Consider the following 15,878-nt stretch of genomic DNA (forward strand, 5'->3'; position numbering starts at 1 on the left):
AGACGATAACAATGTTTAATGATGCCGAGAGCTTCCTTCAAGAGAGCATGGACCGCCATAAAGCTCTCAAGACCTTCCGGGCGAGAGTGGCTTGGAACCTGACTTTTAACTACGAGGGCACCTGGCAAGGGAGTGATCCGACACCCCGGACCATTGTCTATGCCGCCCCGAATCGGTTTCGTATCCAGCACGGGGATGCACGCCTGAACCATCTCTATCTCTGCGATGGAAAGTCGTACCAGCTCATCATGACAGGGTTCCAGATCCCAGGCGAGCAGAAAGACGTGCCCACAAGCCTTGCGACCTCGGACCTCGTCGACAGTCACCCGCACTTTGGGGGAAGCTTCCTCTACGCGCTCTTTGGGGGGCGTGAGAACCTGCCGCTACTCTTGGGGAAGAAGAACCCCGGGACCGTTCGCTTTGAGGCAGACTCCGTGGTGGAGGGCGAGCCCTGCAAGACCGTGGTGTTTGGCGGAGGAACCTACTACAAAGAGCGGCGCGTCTGGATCAGTGTCAAAGATGGCCTTGTGCGGCAGGTCGAGGGCTCCGATGACCCCAAGCCCTTGGGGCCTGAGGCACTGGAAGAGAACCGGAAGCAGCTCCGCGAGATCAAGGCGAATCCCGCTTGGAAACATATGACTCCGGCGCAGCAGGCGACTCTCACCAAGCGGTTTACGAAGACCATGACTCCCGCCGCTCGGACGGTGGAGACGCTCTCGGAGCTGGTGGTGAACCAGCCGATTGCAGACAACGAGTTCACGGTCGAGGTCTCCCCTGAGGCGGCGGCCCGCAACAAGGCCGAGGCGGAGCGCCTGAGCCGCGGGATTGTCCAGAAACTCGGGGATCCGGCTCCCGCGTTTCGTGCCACCGTGCTGGCCGATGGCAGGCCGCTCAACCTCGCCGAACTCAAGGGGAAAGTGGTGCTGATCGATCTCTGGGCGACCTGGTGTGGGCCCTGTGTCCGTGGCCTCCCCGAGACCCTGGCGCTCCAGAAGGCCTACGAGCGCAAAGGGGTGGTGGTGCTGGCAGTCAGCGACGAGGACAAGGCGACCGTGACAGGGTTTCTGAAGGCCAATAAGAAGCTGGCGGGCCTCAATGCCGTGCTCTCACCGGATGCGAGCAAGAGCTTTGGGGTGCGGGCGATTCCCACGGTGGTGGTGGTGGGCCGAGACAGCAAGATCGCGGCGGCGTTTGTCGGGCTCCAGTCGCCCCAGACCCTGCGGGCGGCGCTCGATAAGGCGCTTGCTGCCCGCTAGGCCGCGACCTGGTTCTTGCCGGAGCGCTTGGCCTGGTAGAGCCGCTGGTCGGCGCGGTCGAGGAGGTCCTCACTGTCGTTGTGGAGGAGGTCTACCACTCCAATGCTGGCCGTGAGGGCGAGTCCCGGAGCCAGGGTCTCCCAGGGATGCTCCGCGACCACGCGGCGCAGGCGCTCGGCGAGGGTCTGCGCATCGGGGAGTGTCGTCTCGGGGGCGATCAGGATAAACTCGTCCCCGGAAGGCCGCACCAGCACATCGCTCTGGCGGCTGGAGAGCCGCAGGAGCGTGGCGAAGGCGAGGAGTACCTGATCGCCAATCCGGTGGGAGTGCTGGTCGTTGACCTGCTTGAAGTTGTCGATATCGATGAGGATCACGCTCAGGGGAAGTGCGTTGCGGCGTGAGCGGGCGATCTCACGCTCGAGAAACTGATTCAAAAAGCGCCGGTTGTAGAGCTGGGTGAGGGGGTCTTCCAGGACCTGCTGGCGGAGCTGCTCGGTCTCTTGACGTGCACGCTCTGCCTCTTTGCGGGCGAGCTGGCTCTGCATCCGGTGCTGGGCCGACTCCTGGTGGAGCTGGGCGTAGAGGGCATGGAACTGCTGGTAGTGTGTCAGCGCAAGGGCGAGCTCTCCCTGCTGCTCGTAGGCGGCACTGAGGGCCTGGTGGACCTCGCTCTGGAGAAAGAGACGCTCGCTTGCCTCGGCTTGGACGAGTGCCTGCTGGAGCCAGGGAATGCCCAGGGCGGCCTTGTTCTGGGTGACATAAAACATCCCCAGAGCCTTGGTCGCGCTCAGGAGTGGCTCAGGGAGACCAAGCTTCTGGGCGAGTCGATGGGCGGCCTGGAGCGTTTTCTCCGCGTGGGCGGCATGGACAAGTGCCTCCCCTAGAGCCACCAAGGCGGCTGCCTCTAGCGCCTGGTTGTGCTGCTGGTAGGCAAGCTTGAGCGCATCCTCGGCCGCGCGCACCGCCCGCTCTTGCTGCCCTGCGGCGCGGAGTGCCTGGGAGTAGCTAATCAGCGTGTGGCAGTGGTAGCTGGCGTGCGGCGTGAGCGCATCGGTACTGACTGCTTCTTCAAAGTAGCGTAGCGCCTCGTCGAGCTGGCCGCTCTCAAAGTACACCATCGCGATATTGCCCAGCAGCTGCCCTTGTTCGTCGATAAAGGCCTCTTGGGTAAGCTCGCGTGCCTCGGTCAGGCAGTTGAGTGCCTCTCCGTAGTTGCTGAGGCTCCCGTGGCACGCGGCCAGAGAGATCAGGCTCAGGCGGAGCCCACGCTCGTTCCCAACCGAGCGCGCGAGCAAGATGGCCTCGTCCAGGGTGGTGATGGCGGTGGTGTAGGCACCTTGGTGCTTTAGGGCGACCGCTTTCCCATGGAGGCACTGGCTCACCAGTCTGGTATCGTCGGCGCGTCGTGCAAGCGCGAGAGCGGCCTCAAAATCATCGAGAGCGGCAGTGATGTTACCGGTGGAGCCCTGGGCCATGGCGCGGATACGCAGAGCTTGGGCCAAGGGACGAGGTTCGTCTTGGCGTCGTGCTTTCTTGACCGCGCTCTCGGCGAGGGTGAGGGCACCCGGTCCATCGTGGCGCATCAGCTCAAGCGTGCGTTCCACGAGAGAGGTGAGAGAGGGGAGTTCATCGGGGAAGGGCGATGGCATAGTGTCTTGTTCTAAAACATTGTCGGCAAGGCGACCGGGCTACAATACCACAACCCGGTTGCGCGGTACAATAGAGGCGCTATGCCAACCCCTGTCAATGCCCCTGAGTATCCCGAAGTTACCGAGACCGTTGCCCGCGAGATGGGCGTCAATGCCTCCGAGTACGCCCAGATTCAAGACGTCCTAGGTCGTGTCCCCACCTACACCGAGCTGGGAATGTACGCCGTGATGTGGAGCGAGCACTGCGGCTACAAGTACAGCCGACCCGTGCTGAAGCTCTTCTCGGAGTACAAAAAAGCCCAGGAGTCGGGTGCACTGGAGAACGCGGGGAGCGTCCCGCTAGGCGATACGGGCTGGGGCGTGGTCTTTAAGATGGAGTCCCACAACCACCCGAGCGCGGTCGAGCCGTTTCAAGGCGCGGCCACCGGAGTCGGTGGGATCCTGCGCGATATCTTCACTATGGGCGCACGGCCCGTGGCGAGCCTCAACTCCCTGCGCTTCGGCCCCATCGAGGGCGACGATCCCACGGCGATCCGCAACCGCTATCTGTTTGAGCACGTGGTTTCTGGCGTGGGAAGCTACGGCAACTGTGTCGGTGTCGCGACCGTGGGCGGCGAGATCTACTTCGATCCCTGCTATAACGGCAACCCGCTGGTCAATGCGATGAGTATCGGGATTGTCAAGCTCGATTCCATTGCATCGGCGAAGGCCAAGGGGATCGGCAACCAGGTGCTCTATGTCGGCTCCTCGACCGGGCGCGACGGCATCCACGGCGCGACCTTTGCGAGTGTCGAGCTGAGCGAGGAGTCCGAGGCCAAGCGTCCCAACGTGCAGTGCGGCGACCCGTTTATGGAGAAGCTCCTCATCGAGGCGACCCTGGAGGCACTGGCGACCGGCGGGATTGTTGGGATTCAGGACATGGGCGCGGCGGGGCTTACCTGTGGGACGAGCGAGATGAGCGCCAAGGGCTCGCTGGGGATGACCATCGATATCCAGAAAGTGCCACGCCGCGAGACCGGAATGAACGCCTACGAGGTGCTCCTCTCCGAGAGCCAGGAGCGCATGCTGGCCGTGGTGGAGAAGGGGCGCGAGGAAGAAGTGGCGGCGGTCTTTCATAAGTGGGGGCTCAACGCGGCCTATATCGGGGTGACCACGGAGACCGGCAACGTGCAGGTCTGGGACGGCGACCGACTCGAGGCCGATATCCCCGCCAAGTCACTGGCCGACGAGTGCCCGACCTACTACCTGGACGCCGCCGAGCCGGAGTATATCGCCCAGGTGCAGAGCGCGGATTTTTCGGCGCTGCCCGAGCCGGAGAGCTACGGCGACGTGCTCCTTAAGCTACTGGCGACCCCCAGTATCGCCAGCAAGCGCTGGGTCTGGGAGCAGTACGACACGATGGTGCAGACCCAGACCGAGATCCTTCCGGGGCGCGGCGATGCGGCAGTGCTGGGAATCCGCGAGGCCAACGGGCGCAAGATCGCGGCGACCACGGACTGCAACCCACGCTTCTGCTACCTCGATCCGTTTGTGGGGGCGCAGCTTGCCGTGGCCGAGGCGGCGCGCAATCTCAGCTGTGTCGGGGCCGTGCCCGCCGCCCTCACCGACTGTCTAAACTTTCCGTCGCCGGAGAAGCCTGCGGGGTTCTGGCAGTTTCGGCGCGCGGTTGAGGGAATGGCGCAGGCCGCGGACTTCTTCAAGACCCCCGTTGTCTCCGGCAATGTCAGCTTCTACAACGAGACTCCCGAGGGCGCGATCTACCCGACTCCCACGGTCGGAATGGTCGGCGTGATCCCGGAGGGAGTCGAGCCGATGGGGCTGGCGTTCCAAAACGACGGTGACCTGATCTACCTGCTCCGCCCGGTCGGCACCGAGGGCGCGACCGGAATCGCGGGGAGTGAGTACCTCTACCGCATCCACGGCCGCGCCGAGGGCAAGCCGGAGCTGGACTTAGTTGCCGAAGCGAGTGTGCAGAAAGTGGTCCGCGAGGCCGTGGCAGGTGCCCTGATCCAGAGCGCCCACGACTGCGCCGAGGGCGGCTTCATGACCGCGGTCGCCGAGAGCTGTCTGGCGGGCAACAAGGGCGCCGAGATCCGCTTCGCCATCACGGACTTTGTCGCCAACGACGGCAGCGATCTCCCGTGGAGCACCGTGATGTTTGGCGAGTCGCCCAGCCGCATCGTCGTGACCGTCAAAGAGGGCACCGCTGAGCAGAGCACGCTCCTTGATCTATGTGAGCAAAATAGTGTCGAGGCGGTCTTTATCGGGCAAGTGAAGAACAACAACAAGCTCGATGCCGCCGGCCTGCTGGAGCTTTCTCTGGACCAGCTACGCTCGGCCTTTGAGGGGGCCATTCCCAAGATCATGGGGAAATGAAGCGCGGAAAGCTCCCGGAATCGCAGGGTCAGCGGCGAAAGCAGCTGGCCCAACAGAATCAAGCTCGGGAGAAGGCTGCCAATTGGGTCGAAGAAAATCGGGAGCTGTTTGAGCAGTACTGGCGGGCATACAAGCACCGCTTGGAAAGCGACGAAGCGTACGACGAGTTCGAAGCGCTCCGCGCACGGGTTCATGCAGTCTCCCCCGCCCCCCCGATGAATGACGACCCTTACCACAGCTGGACAGAGCCGTTGGCATTCTCTGTTGCGCTTCAGAGGGCATCCGATTACCGAGTAACCGACTGGGATATTCTCATTGACTACTTGGAGCGCGATCCCTACACCCAGAGCTCAGGCTATACGAAGCAGAAGATTCTGCGGCGACTGAAGCGCGCCCCCTTGACCGAGAGCCAGCGGGAGCGTCTGCGGGAAATGCTCTTATTGCAGGTCACACGGTCACGGCGACGGGAGTGGCAGGAGTACTCTCGACTGGCGCTGGTGCTCGATACCCCGACCTTCCGGGAGCGGCTCCGGGAGCTTGTCGAACGTGAGGGGACATGGGCACAGGCGATGCTGGGGGCTCTCCAAACCGTCAATGGGAAGGAACTTTGCTAGACAGCCGGACGCTCTTGTGTTTATAATCCAAGCAGAGGTGATTTCAAGGTGAAAAATCCGGATGTCGTCGTGATCGGTGGAGGGCCAGCAGGCTCGACTGTCTCGACCCTGATCGCACAAAAAGGGTACAAGGTTCGGCTCTTTGAGCGTGAGCACTTCCCGCGCTTCCATATCGGCGAGTCGCTGATCCCGGAGACCTACTGGGTCTTGGAACGCCTGGGGATGCTGGAGAAGATGAAGAAGAGCCACTTTGTGCACAAGCACAGCGTGCAGTTTGTCAACTCCGCCGGCAAGACCAGTGCGCCGTTCTACTTCTGGGACAACAAGCCCCACGAGTGCTCGCAGACCTGGCAGGTGGTGCGCAGCGAGTTCGACCTGATGATGCTCAACAACGCCCGTGAGCACGGGGTCGATGCCCAGGAAGGCGTCCGTGTCCGCGAGGTCCTCTTCGACGGCGACAAGGCCTATGGGGTGAAGATCCAGCTCGAAGATGGAACCCTGGAGGAGGTGCACGCTCAGGTCGTGATCGATGCGAGTGGGCAGAGCAACCTGCTGGCCAACAAGCTCGGGCTGCGGACCTGGGACCCGGTGCTCAACAAGGGCGCGATCTGGACCTATTGGAAGGGGGCGTACCGCGACGAAGGCAAGAACGCGGGGGCGACCATGGTGCTCCAGACCGGCAACAAGAAGGGCTGGTTCTGGTACATCCCGCTCCACGACGACCGGATCAGTGTCGGGGTGGTGGGGCCGTTTGACTATCTCTTCAAGGGCCGCGAGAGCCATGAGCAGACCTACGAGGAAGAGGTCGAGGCCTGCCCTGGCGTGAAGGAGCGGCTTGCCAACGCGACCCGCGACACGGGCTACTTTGCCACCAAGGACTACTCCTACCGCTGCAAGCAAGCGGCGGGCAACGGCTGGGTGCTGGTGGGGGATGCCTTCGGCTTCCTCGACCCGCTGTACTCATCGGGGGTGCTCCTGGCGCTCAAGTCCGGTCAGCTCGCCGCGGATGCCGTGGTCGAGGGCCTCCAAAAAGGCGATGTCTCCGAGGCACAGCTAGGTAGCTGGGGCCCCGACTTCAACAAGGGCGTGGACCGCATGCGCCGCCTGGTCTGTGAGTACTACGAGGGTTTTAGCTTCGGCCAGTTCATCAAGACCTACCCGCACCTGCGCAACACCATGACCGACCTGCTGATCGGCGATCTCTTCACGGAGCGTGTCGATGAGGTCTGGGAGCCGATGGAGACACTCTACCCGGAGGGCAAGGTTCCGCCCGCGCCCTGGTTCAGTGTCAATCCTGAGCTCGACCCGGAGATGAAGGCCAACGAGCTGATGCTCCCTGCGGGATACAAGCCCTAGGATGCCCCTGGCCGATCCCCTGTCACAGGTACTCCTGGCGCTTGCCGCAGTGATTGTGACAGGGCTTCTCCTGGGGAGAGTCCTTCGGTTTTTCGGCCAGCCCCCCGTCATCGGGGAGATTGTCGCAGGGATTGTCTTGGGGCCGTCCCTGTTGGGCGCGCGCTTCTCCGGGATGCTCCTGCCCTCGTCGGTGGCCCCGCTTCTGGGGATTATCGCGCAGCTGGGCATCCTGCTCTACATGTTCACGGTCGGGCTGGAGCTCAGCGGCGAGGCGCTCCGAAAGCGCACCACTACCCTTATCACCACCTCGTTGGCGAGTCTTCTGGTGCCCTTTGTCCTGGGAGCTGGGCTGGGCGTGCTGCTCTACCCGCGCTACTCGGGGGGAGCAGGCGGCTCGCTAGGCTTTGTCCTCTTTGTCGGAATCTCTCTCTGCGTCACTGCCTTCCCCGTGCTGGCCCGTATCCTGAGCGAGCGTCAGCTCCTTAAGACCGAGCTCGGCTCCTTGGCCCTGACCAGCGCGGCGGTCGGGGATGGCGCGGCGTGGTGCCTGCTGGCGCTCGTTGTCGGGGTTGTCCAGGTAAAGGTGGGGGTGGGGCTTCGAGTGGGGCTGCTGGCGGCGGTCTACCTCGGTGTGATGCTCTTTGTGGTTCGGCCTCTGGTTCGCCGCTTGGTCGCCTCTTGGGAGCGCACGCCGCTCACTCCCACTCGGGGAGCGCTGGTGCTGGTGGGCGTGCTGCTCTCCGCCCTCACCACCGAGCAGATCGGGATTCATGCGATCTTTGGGGCATTTTTGTTTGGCGCGATCCTCCCAAGCGAGAGCAAGCTCGCCCACACGCTCACCCAGCAGCTCCAGCCGGTTGTCACCACCCTGCTCTTGCCGGCATTCTTTGCGCTCACGGGGATGAAGACGCGTATTGATCTGCTCTCGGGGGCAGGAACTTGGCTGGTCTGTGGTGGAATTATCCTGGTCGCGACCCTAGGGAAGGTCGGGGGGACTTTTTTTGCGGCACGGGGAACTGGAGTGGGGGCGCGCGACGCTCTAGTACTCGGGGCCTTGATGAATACGCGAGGGCTGATGGAGCTGATCGTCCTGAATATCGGGCTGGATCTGCATGTCCTCTCTCCGGTCCTCTTTGCGATGCTGGTGGTCATGGCGCTTACCACCACGATGATGACAGCACCGGCGCTAAACGGGCTCTTGCCCACAGGAAGAAAGACCTAACAATGGCAACTACCCGCTTGAAGCTGGAGATGATCGGGGAGCAGGAGACCAAGGCGGGCAACTACTTTGTCTCGAACTACCCGCCCTACTCGTTCTGGAAGCCCGACAATGTCGCCGAGGCGCTCGCTGTCCAGGAGCAGCCGCCCGCACCCGGCAACCCGCTGGGGCTCTACCTGCACATCCCGTTCTGCCGCAAGCGCTGCCACTTCTGCTACTTCCGGGTCTACACCGACAAGAACGCTGCGGAGATCCTGCGCTATATCGATGCCGCGATCGCGGAGCTCACCACCTACGCGAGCAAGCCGTTTATCGGGGGACGAAAGCCTAAGTTTGTCTACTTTGGCGGCGGGACACCGTCGTATCTCTCCACCAGCCAGCTGACCCACCTCACGGACTCGATGAAGGCGCTCCTGCCCTGGGACGAGGCCGAGGAGGTGACCTTTGAGTGCGAGCCGGGGACCCTCAACGAGCACAAGCTCACGACCATCCGCGATATCGGCGTGACCCGCCTGAGCCTGGGCGTGGAGCACTTCGACGAGCGCATCCTCAAGCTCAATGGCCGCGCCCACGGTGCCAAGGAGATCGACCGCGCCTACAACTTCGCCCGCTCGGTGGGCTTCCCGCAGATCAATATCGACCTGATCGCTGGGATGATGGGCGACACCGACGAGCTCTGGGAGGGCGCGATCGCGAAAGCTGTGGAGCTGCTCCCGGATAGCGTGACGATCTACCAGATGGAGATCCCCTACAACACCACGATCTTCGCGGAGATGAAGGAGGGCGGCAACGAGATCGCTCCGGTGGCGACCTGGGCCAAGAAGCGCGAGTGGGTGCAGTATGCCTTTGGCGAGCTCGAAAAAGCAGGCTACACGGTCACCAGCGGCTACACCGCGGTGCGCGATCCCAAGACCACGCGCTTCTGCTACCGCGACCAGCTCTGGGCCGGTGCCGATCTGCTGGGCCTCGGGGTTGCGTCGTTCTCGCACGTCGGTGGGGTGCACTTCCAGAACCAGCACAATATCGACCCCTATATCGAGAAGCTCACCGGCGGCGAGCTCCCGATCTACCGCGCACTGAAGCCCACTGCCGAGGAGAGCCTGATCCGCGAGCTGATCCTCCAGTTCAAGCTGGGGCACGTGAGTGTCAGCTACTTCCAGGCCAAGTTCGGGGTGGATCTGCGCGAGAGATTCGCCGCGGATCTCGGGGAGCTGACGGCCAATGGCTACCTGGAAGTCCAGGGCGACGAGCTCCGGCTCAACCGGGAGGGGCTGCTGCGTGTGGATCGTCTCGTCCATGAGTTCTTCCTCCCCCAGCACCGCGATGCGCGCTATGCATGAGCACCTCTCCTCCCCCCCCGCCCCCTCCTCACCTAAAGGCAAGGCGGGGGAGCCTGAGGGGGTTGGGGGAGAGGTATTCAACCTCTTCTACCCGCTGGATCGCCTGCACGAGCACGAGGGGCTCGCGCTGCCGCGGATCGAGCGGGTGGAGTCAGAGGAGCTTCCCCAGCCCTACCGCCAGCTCCTCGACCACCTCAACGACATGACCCCGACCGTCGCGGCGTTCCATGGTCAAGAGATCGGGCTGCGCGTGCTGGGCCGCCGCATCCAGGGCGATGTGCTCTTCCGTGAGGTGGTCCTGCTAGCGGGGGAGCGCCCCGTGGTCTTTGGGGCGATTGCGATCCACCTCGACCAGTACCCCCCCGATGCACGCCGGGATATCGAGGCGGGGCACCTGCCACTGGGGACGATCCTGGCCAAGCACCACGTTGTCCATGTGAGCTGCCCGCAGGCCTTTCTCAAGATCGAGGCCAATGCCTTCATCAACGAGGTCTTCGGGCTGGCTGAGGAGTCGCGCACGCTCTACGGGCGGCGCAATATCCACGCCATCCAGAGCGGCGCGGTGATCGCCGATATCCTGGAGATTCTGCCGCATGCGTAAGAAACCTCTCCCTCCCCCAGCCCCTCCCCGGGTACCCTCTGGGTGCGGGCGCTCATTCTTCGCTGGGGAAGAGAGGGGAGGCAACCGTTTCAAGCTCCCCTTTCCCAGTGAGGGACGAACGCCCACACCCAGAGGGTACCCGGGGGGTAGGGGGAGAGGTTACTCACGGAGAGGTTACCTTCATGCCGCATGAGTTCACCCTGCGCCACCGGGTCGAGTTCGCCGACACGGACATGGCGGGGATCATCCACTTCTCCAGCTACTTTCGCTACATGGAGGTCACCGAGCACGCGTTTATTCGCTCTCTGGGCTTCTCCGTGGCGGACCGCGATAGCGGGATCGGCTGGCCGCGGGTCGATGTGGGCTGTTCGTTTCGCTCGCCGCTGCGCTTTGAAGACGAGCTCGATGTGCGCCTGGTGGTGACGGCAAAAAAATCCAAGTCGCTGAGCTATGCCTTTCACATCACAAAAGTCGGCACCGAGCCGCTGCTGGAGGTGGCGACCGGCCGCATGACCGTGGTCTGTGTGGCGATGGACCACGAGACCGGCACGATGAAGGCCGCCCGAATCCCCGAGGCGCTCGCGGCGCAGCTCGAGGTTGCGCCCGAGCTAGGCGAGGCACCGTGAGCTTCCCAGACCGCGCGGCGCTGGAGACAGAGCAGCTCGCGCAGCTGAATCGCCTCCTCACAGCGCTGGTGCCCAGCAATGTGTTCTACGCTCCCAAGCTGAGCGCGGTGGGCTTGTCCGAGGGAGCCGGCTCGCTGGCGGAGTTTTATGAGAAGCTCCCCTTGACCACCAAGCAGCAGATTGTCGACGACCAGCGCGCAAACGGGCCGTACGGAACGAACCTGACCTACCCTATCGAGCGCTATACCCGCTTCTGCCAGACCAGCGGCACCAGTGGCTTCACTCTACGCTGGCTGGATACCACGGAGTCGTGGGAGTGGATGGTGGGAAGCTGGAGGGAGGTCTTCCGCGCCGCAGAGGTTGAGGCCCATGACCGCATCTTCTACGCCTTCTCCTTTGGCCCGTTTCTGGGGTTCTGGACCGCCTTCGCTGCCGGGGAGCGCCTTGGGTGTTTGTGCCTGCCCGGCGGCGGAATGAGCAGTGCCGCGCGCCTCAAGACGATCTTGGAGAACCGGGTGACAACTCTCTGCTGCACCCCAACCTACGCGATTCGCCTCGGGGAAGTGGCGCTAGAGCAGGGAATCGACCTTGCCAGCAGTGCCGTTCGTCGTATCATTGTCGCAGGCGAGCCGGGCGCGGGGATTCCGGCGACTCGGGCGCGGATCGAGCAGCTCTGGCCGGGGGCGCGGCTCTGGGACCACCATGGGATGACCGAGGTCGGCCCGGTGAGTGTCGAGTGCCCGGTGCGCCCGGGTGTGCTCCATATCCTGGAGTCCCGCTACCTCGCCGAGGTGCTCGATCCCGAGACCCTCCAGCCGGTCGCTCCGGGGCAGCGCGGGGAGCTCGTCCTCACGAACCTTGGCCGCACCGGCTCGCCGCTGCTGCGCTACCGAACGGGTGATCTTGTCCAGCCCAGCCCTGAGGCTGTCTGCGCCTGCGGCCGCTGTGAGCTGGCGCTGGAAGGGGGAATCCTAGGCCGCACCGATGACATGGTGGTGGTCCGTGGCGTGAACCTCTACCCGTCGGCGATCGAGGCAGTCCTGCGGCGCTTCGACGATGTAGGGGAGTACCGCGTGACCCTCACCACCATCAACGCCCTGCTGGAGGCCATCGTGGACTTGGAGCCCCTGCCCACCTGCACCGAGCCCGAAGCGCTACGCCTCACGGTCGAGGCCGCCCTCCGCTCCACGTTCCATCTGCGCCTCCCCACTCAGCTCGTCCCCTGCGGCACACTCCCCCGCTCCGAGATGAAAGCCCAGCGCTGGGTGCGTACCTAGACACTCAAGTGGGGTTGGTGCAACCCTTTTGCCGGCTTTGGGGACAAAAGAGACATGTTGAAACTCAGCTCTCGTAGCTCTCCGATAGTGCAGCTGCTCGTTCTCGTTGCTGGGGGAGGGGTGGGGATTGCCTATCTTCAGACATCTCGAAATCGTGAGCAGCGCGGGGAAGACCCTGCGGTCTGGAAGCGGAACCTACCACGTCTCCTTGCGAAACTTGCGGCGGCAAAGACTGTTTTTCTTTACGAAGGACTGCCTCATCAGGCCTGGGAGAGTGCAGAACTCAGCCAAGAGAAGCAACAAAAGAAGACGCGCCAGATTCATGGCTTTGATTTTTATGCGGATCCCATCGCGGTAAGTGCCGCAGATGCCAAGCTCCTCTTTCAATTTTGCTCTGCTCCCAGTAGCTACGATCGTTATCGTGGAGAGAAGCTGTGTGGTGGCTATCATCCCGACTGGTGTTTGGTATTTGGTTCTGTGGAGGTTCTGCTCTGTTTCGGCTGCCATGACGCGCGGCTCTACAGTCCTGATGAAGAGATCTACGCCGACCTCCAGGTACCACAGGCACGGGGAGCCTGGAAACAACTGGAAAAGATACTCAGAGGCTACCGAAAGAATCGGCCTCTGACGCAACACTACAAAACACACTAAAAGAGCGCCACAGGAAGCTTCCCGTGGCGCTCTGTTTATCGGTGAGGCTTAGTAACGGCGATCGCGGCAGCGCTCGTCGCGGTCGTGCTCCCGCTCCCAGCTGTGGCCACGGTGCTCGCGCTCCCAGCGGATGCGTGCCTCCCGCTCCTCACGCTCTCGCTCACGGCGCTCCCGCTCAATTCGCTCACAGCGCTCTCGCTCTAGCCGCTCGCGGAGGAGGCGCTCCCGAAGCTCCCGCTCTGCTCGCTCGCGGCGCTCTCGCTCGTAGCGCTCCCGCTCCCAGCGCGACGAAAAGCGGTCGTTGTCGTAGCGGTCACGGTCGTAGGCGCTGGTGTTGTAGCGGTCGTCCCGGCCGTAGCGATCGTCGCGGCCGTAGCGGTTTTCGTCGCGCTGGGCCACGCGGGCGTCCTCGTACTTCTTGCCCGCCAGCGCTGCGCCTGCTCCGAGGACAATCGCATCGCCGATCCGGCCGTTCTTTGCCGAGCTCAGCGCGGCGGCTCCGAGGCCCGTCCCTAGGTTGCGCATCAGGTTCTTGTCGTCTTGGCGATCTTGTTTGGTAGCGGGGCGGCCACTCTGCGCCCACGCGGCTCCGGTGCATCCCAGTAGCCCGATCACCGCCAGTCCGGTTAGTGCAATCTGTTTGGTATTCATCTCCGTAAACTCCTTCTCCTCGTTTGCTTAGGGGAGGCTTCTCAGCGCCCTATGTCCTAAGAAACGCCCGCCCCGGAGCGACTGTGACAGGAATCGTCGCGCTGCGCAAAAGCTCACAGCGAGCGGCCTCAGATGCGATTTTGGAGGGAGGGCAGGGATTTTCTGTCGCGCTCACGAATGGTAGCGCCATGAAACGTGAACTTCTCGTGGCGGCGACTCTGGCGGTGGGGGCCAGCACGGCGCAGGCAAATGTGACTCTTCCCAAGCTCCTCTCCGATGGCTGTGTGCTCCAGCGCAACACGCCCGTGCGGCTCTACGGTACTGCCGATCCCGGCGAGGCCGTGACCCTCACGCTCAAGGGCAAGACCGTCAAGGCAACCGCGGGCACCGATGGCAAGTGGCTGGTGAGCTTCCCGGCGCAGGGAGCGGGCGGGCCGTTTGTGCTGACCGTCAAGGGCAAGAACACGGTCACGGTCAAGGATGTCTACTTTGGCGAGGTCTGGGTCTGCTCCGGGCAGAGCAACATGGAGTGGCCGCTCTCGGCGTCGTTTGAGGCCAAGGCCGAGATCGAGACCGCCCCCGACCCGCTGCTGCGCATGTTCACGGTGCAGAAGTCCGTGGAGCTGACCCCCCAGGATGAAGTGGCGGGCGGTGGCTGGCAGAGCGCGGCTCCGGCGACCCGTGGTGGCTTCTCCGCCGTGGGCTACTACTTTGCCAAGCAGCTCCGCAAGGCGCTCGGGGTGCCGATCGGAATGCTGCACACATCGTGGGGCGGCACCCGAATCGAGGCATGGATGTCCAAGGACGTCAACCTAGGGCTGGGGATGAGCCCCTCGGAGTTTGCCACCCCCGTGGTCGCTGCGGAGGCAAAGGCACGCTACGAGCGCCTGGTGGCTCGCTGGAAGGCCGCGGGCTCACCCCAGGCAACCCAGCTCGACAGTGGCCGGGCCGACAAGACCACGGGCTGGGAGCGCGGCACGGGCGGCGATGCCTGGAAGAGTGTCACGGCACCTGGTGAGTGGGACACGCTGAACAATGAGGAGCTGCTCGGGATCGACGGTGCGGTCTGGTTCAAGAAAGAGATTGAGATCCCCGAGGCCATGGCGGGCCAGCCCCTCAAGCTCTCCCTCGGGGCAATCGACGACCACGATGTGACGTTCTTCAACGGCCAGAAAGTCGGCGCGACCGGCCCCGAGACCCCCAACTCCTGGATGGCACCGCGCAACTACACCGTGCCCGGCGAGCTGGTGAAAAAAGGCCGCAATGTGATTGTCGTGCGCATCTTCGACGGTGCGGGCGGCGGCGGCTTTGTCGGCAACCCGGCGGAGATGAAGCTGGGCAAGCCACTGGCATTTGATGGCAACGGCGGGGCATCGTCCGGACCGGGGAGTGTTATCTCTCTCGCGGGGGAGTGGAGCTACCGTATCGAGAAAGCCGTGCCCTCCAGCCCTGGGATGATGCCCGGCGCGAACCCCAACGCGGCGAGTGTGCTCTACAACGCCATGCTCCACCCGCTCAAGAACTACACGGTTAAGGGCGGAATCTGGTACCAGGGCGAGTCCAATGTCGGGCGCCACGAGCTCTACCAGAAGCAGATGCCCGCGATGATCGCCAACTGGCAGAAAGACTTCGCCGCCGCGAGCTTCCCGTTCTTTATCACCCAGCTCGCCCCGTTTGGCAATGGCGGCTCGGACCGAATCGAGTACGCCCAGCAGCGCGAGGCACAGTCCGCGGCGATGAAGACGGTCAAGGGTGGCGGGATCGCGGTGATCACGGATGTGGGGATGGAGAACGATATCCACCCGAAAAAGAAAGGCCCGGTCGGGGAGCGCCTGGCGTTTCTGGCCCAGAAGATCGCCTACGGCCAGAGTGTCTACGCGGTCGGCCCCACCTACAAAGAGGCACTGGCAGGCTTCGATAAGATGATTGTCCGCTTTGATAATGTCGGAGCAGGGCTGGAGGCGCGCGACGGTGTCTGCTCCGAGGTGCCGCTGCCGTCGGGGAAGCTGGTCGGCTTTGAGATCGCGGGCGGCGATAAGGTCTTCTACCCCGCCGATGCCAAGATTCGCAGCGCCAACGAGGTCGAGGTGTCGTCGAGCAAGGTCTCTGCACCGCGCTATGTCCGCTACGGCTACAAGAACTTCACGCTCACCAACCTCTGGAGCAAGAGCGGCCTGCCCGCTGATCCGTTCCGCACGGATAAGTAGCCTCGCCTTACCTCCCCCCGCGCTTTAGCGCGCGACCCCCTCCGGCTCCGCGAAG

The 15,878-nt window shown here is 63.5% G+C and carries 13 protein-coding genes; 11 read left to right on the forward strand and 2 right to left on the reverse strand.

The window, feature by feature from the left end; all coding sequences use genetic code 11:
• Window positions 1-11 precede the first annotated feature (11 nt).
• Complete coding sequence (locus HNQ39_RS16575; RefSeq protein WP_184198692.1) at window positions 12-1,256, forward strand: TlpA family protein disulfide reductase; 1,245 nt, start codon at window positions 12-14, stop codon at window positions 1,254-1,256.
• Here HNQ39_RS16575 and HNQ39_RS16580 read toward each other — a convergent pair.
• Window positions 1,253-2,860: a diguanylate cyclase gene (locus HNQ39_RS16580; RefSeq protein ID WP_184198695.1), complete on the reverse strand. Its 1,608-nt coding sequence runs from the start codon at window positions 2,858-2,860 to the stop codon at window positions 1,253-1,255. The two genes, HNQ39_RS16575 and HNQ39_RS16580, sit on opposite strands and share 4 nt — an antisense overlap.
• A gap of 126 nt (window positions 2,861-2,986) precedes the next feature.
• Here HNQ39_RS16580 and purL point away from each other — a divergent pair, with 126 nt between their 5' ends.
• From purL to HNQ39_RS16625, 9 genes are all read left to right on the forward strand, one after another.
• Window positions 2,987-5,281 (forward strand): phosphoribosylformylglycinamidine synthase subunit PurL, encoded by a 2,295-nt coding sequence (purL, locus tag HNQ39_RS16585; protein ID WP_184198698.1) that lies wholly within the window; start codon window positions 2,987-2,989, stop codon window positions 5,279-5,281.
• 251 nt (window positions 5,282-5,532) lie between these two features.
• Window positions 5,533-5,895, forward strand: coding sequence for a hypothetical protein (locus HNQ39_RS16590; protein ID WP_184198701.1), 363 nt, complete (start codon window positions 5,533-5,535; stop codon window positions 5,893-5,895).
• Between the two features lie 48 nt (window positions 5,896-5,943).
• A complete protein-coding gene (locus tag HNQ39_RS16595) occupies window positions 5,944-7,251 on the forward strand; it encodes a tryptophan 7-halogenase (RefSeq protein ID WP_184198704.1) in 1,308 nt (435 codons plus the stop codon).
• A 1-nt stretch (window position 7,252) separates the two neighbouring features.
• Window positions 7,253-8,473, forward strand: a complete 1,221-nt coding sequence (locus HNQ39_RS16600; protein ID WP_184198707.1) for a cation:proton antiporter domain-containing protein — start codon at window positions 7,253-7,255, stop codon at window positions 8,471-8,473.
• A gap of 2 nt (window positions 8,474-8,475) precedes the next feature.
• Window positions 8,476-9,810: a coproporphyrinogen-III oxidase family protein gene (locus HNQ39_RS16605; protein ID WP_184198710.1), complete on the forward strand. Its 1,335-nt coding sequence runs from the start codon at window positions 8,476-8,478 to the stop codon at window positions 9,808-9,810.
• A complete protein-coding gene (locus HNQ39_RS16610; RefSeq protein WP_184198713.1) occupies window positions 9,767-10,411 on the forward strand; it encodes a hypothetical protein in 645 nt (214 codons plus the stop codon). Before HNQ39_RS16605 ends, HNQ39_RS16610 begins: the two co-directional genes overlap by 44 nt.
• A gap of 182 nt (window positions 10,412-10,593) precedes the next feature.
• Window positions 10,594-11,037, forward strand: a complete 444-nt coding sequence (locus HNQ39_RS16615; protein ID WP_184198716.1) for an acyl-CoA thioesterase — start codon at window positions 10,594-10,596, stop codon at window positions 11,035-11,037.
• Window positions 11,034-12,314 carry an AMP-binding protein gene (locus tag HNQ39_RS16620; RefSeq protein ID WP_221290060.1) on the forward strand — a complete coding sequence of 427 codons (1,281 nt, stop codon included), beginning with the start codon at window positions 11,034-11,036 and terminating at the stop codon, window positions 12,312-12,314. Before HNQ39_RS16615 ends, HNQ39_RS16620 begins: the two co-directional genes overlap by 4 nt.
• Before the next feature lie 54 nt (window positions 12,315-12,368).
• Window positions 12,369-12,965 carry a hypothetical protein gene (locus HNQ39_RS16625; protein WP_184198719.1) on the forward strand — a complete coding sequence of 199 codons (597 nt, stop codon included), beginning with the start codon at window positions 12,369-12,371 and terminating at the stop codon, window positions 12,963-12,965.
• Between the two features lie 48 nt (window positions 12,966-13,013).
• On the opposite strand, the gene HNQ39_RS16630 is transcribed toward HNQ39_RS16625, so the two are convergent.
• Entirely contained in the window at window positions 13,014-13,616 is a 603-nt protein-coding gene (locus HNQ39_RS16630; protein ID WP_184198722.1) for a hypothetical protein, read from the reverse strand.
• Between the two features lie 188 nt (window positions 13,617-13,804).
• Here HNQ39_RS16630 and HNQ39_RS16635 point away from each other — a divergent pair, with 188 nt between their 5' ends.
• A complete protein-coding gene (locus HNQ39_RS16635; RefSeq protein WP_184198725.1) occupies window positions 13,805-15,823 on the forward strand; it encodes a sialate O-acetylesterase in 2,019 nt (672 codons plus the stop codon).
• Window positions 15,824-15,878 lie beyond the last annotated feature (55 nt).

Origin of the sequence: Armatimonas rosea (assembly GCF_014202505.1) — a bacterium.
GTDB lineage: Bacteria > Armatimonadota > Armatimonadia > Armatimonadales > Armatimonadaceae > Armatimonas > Armatimonas rosea.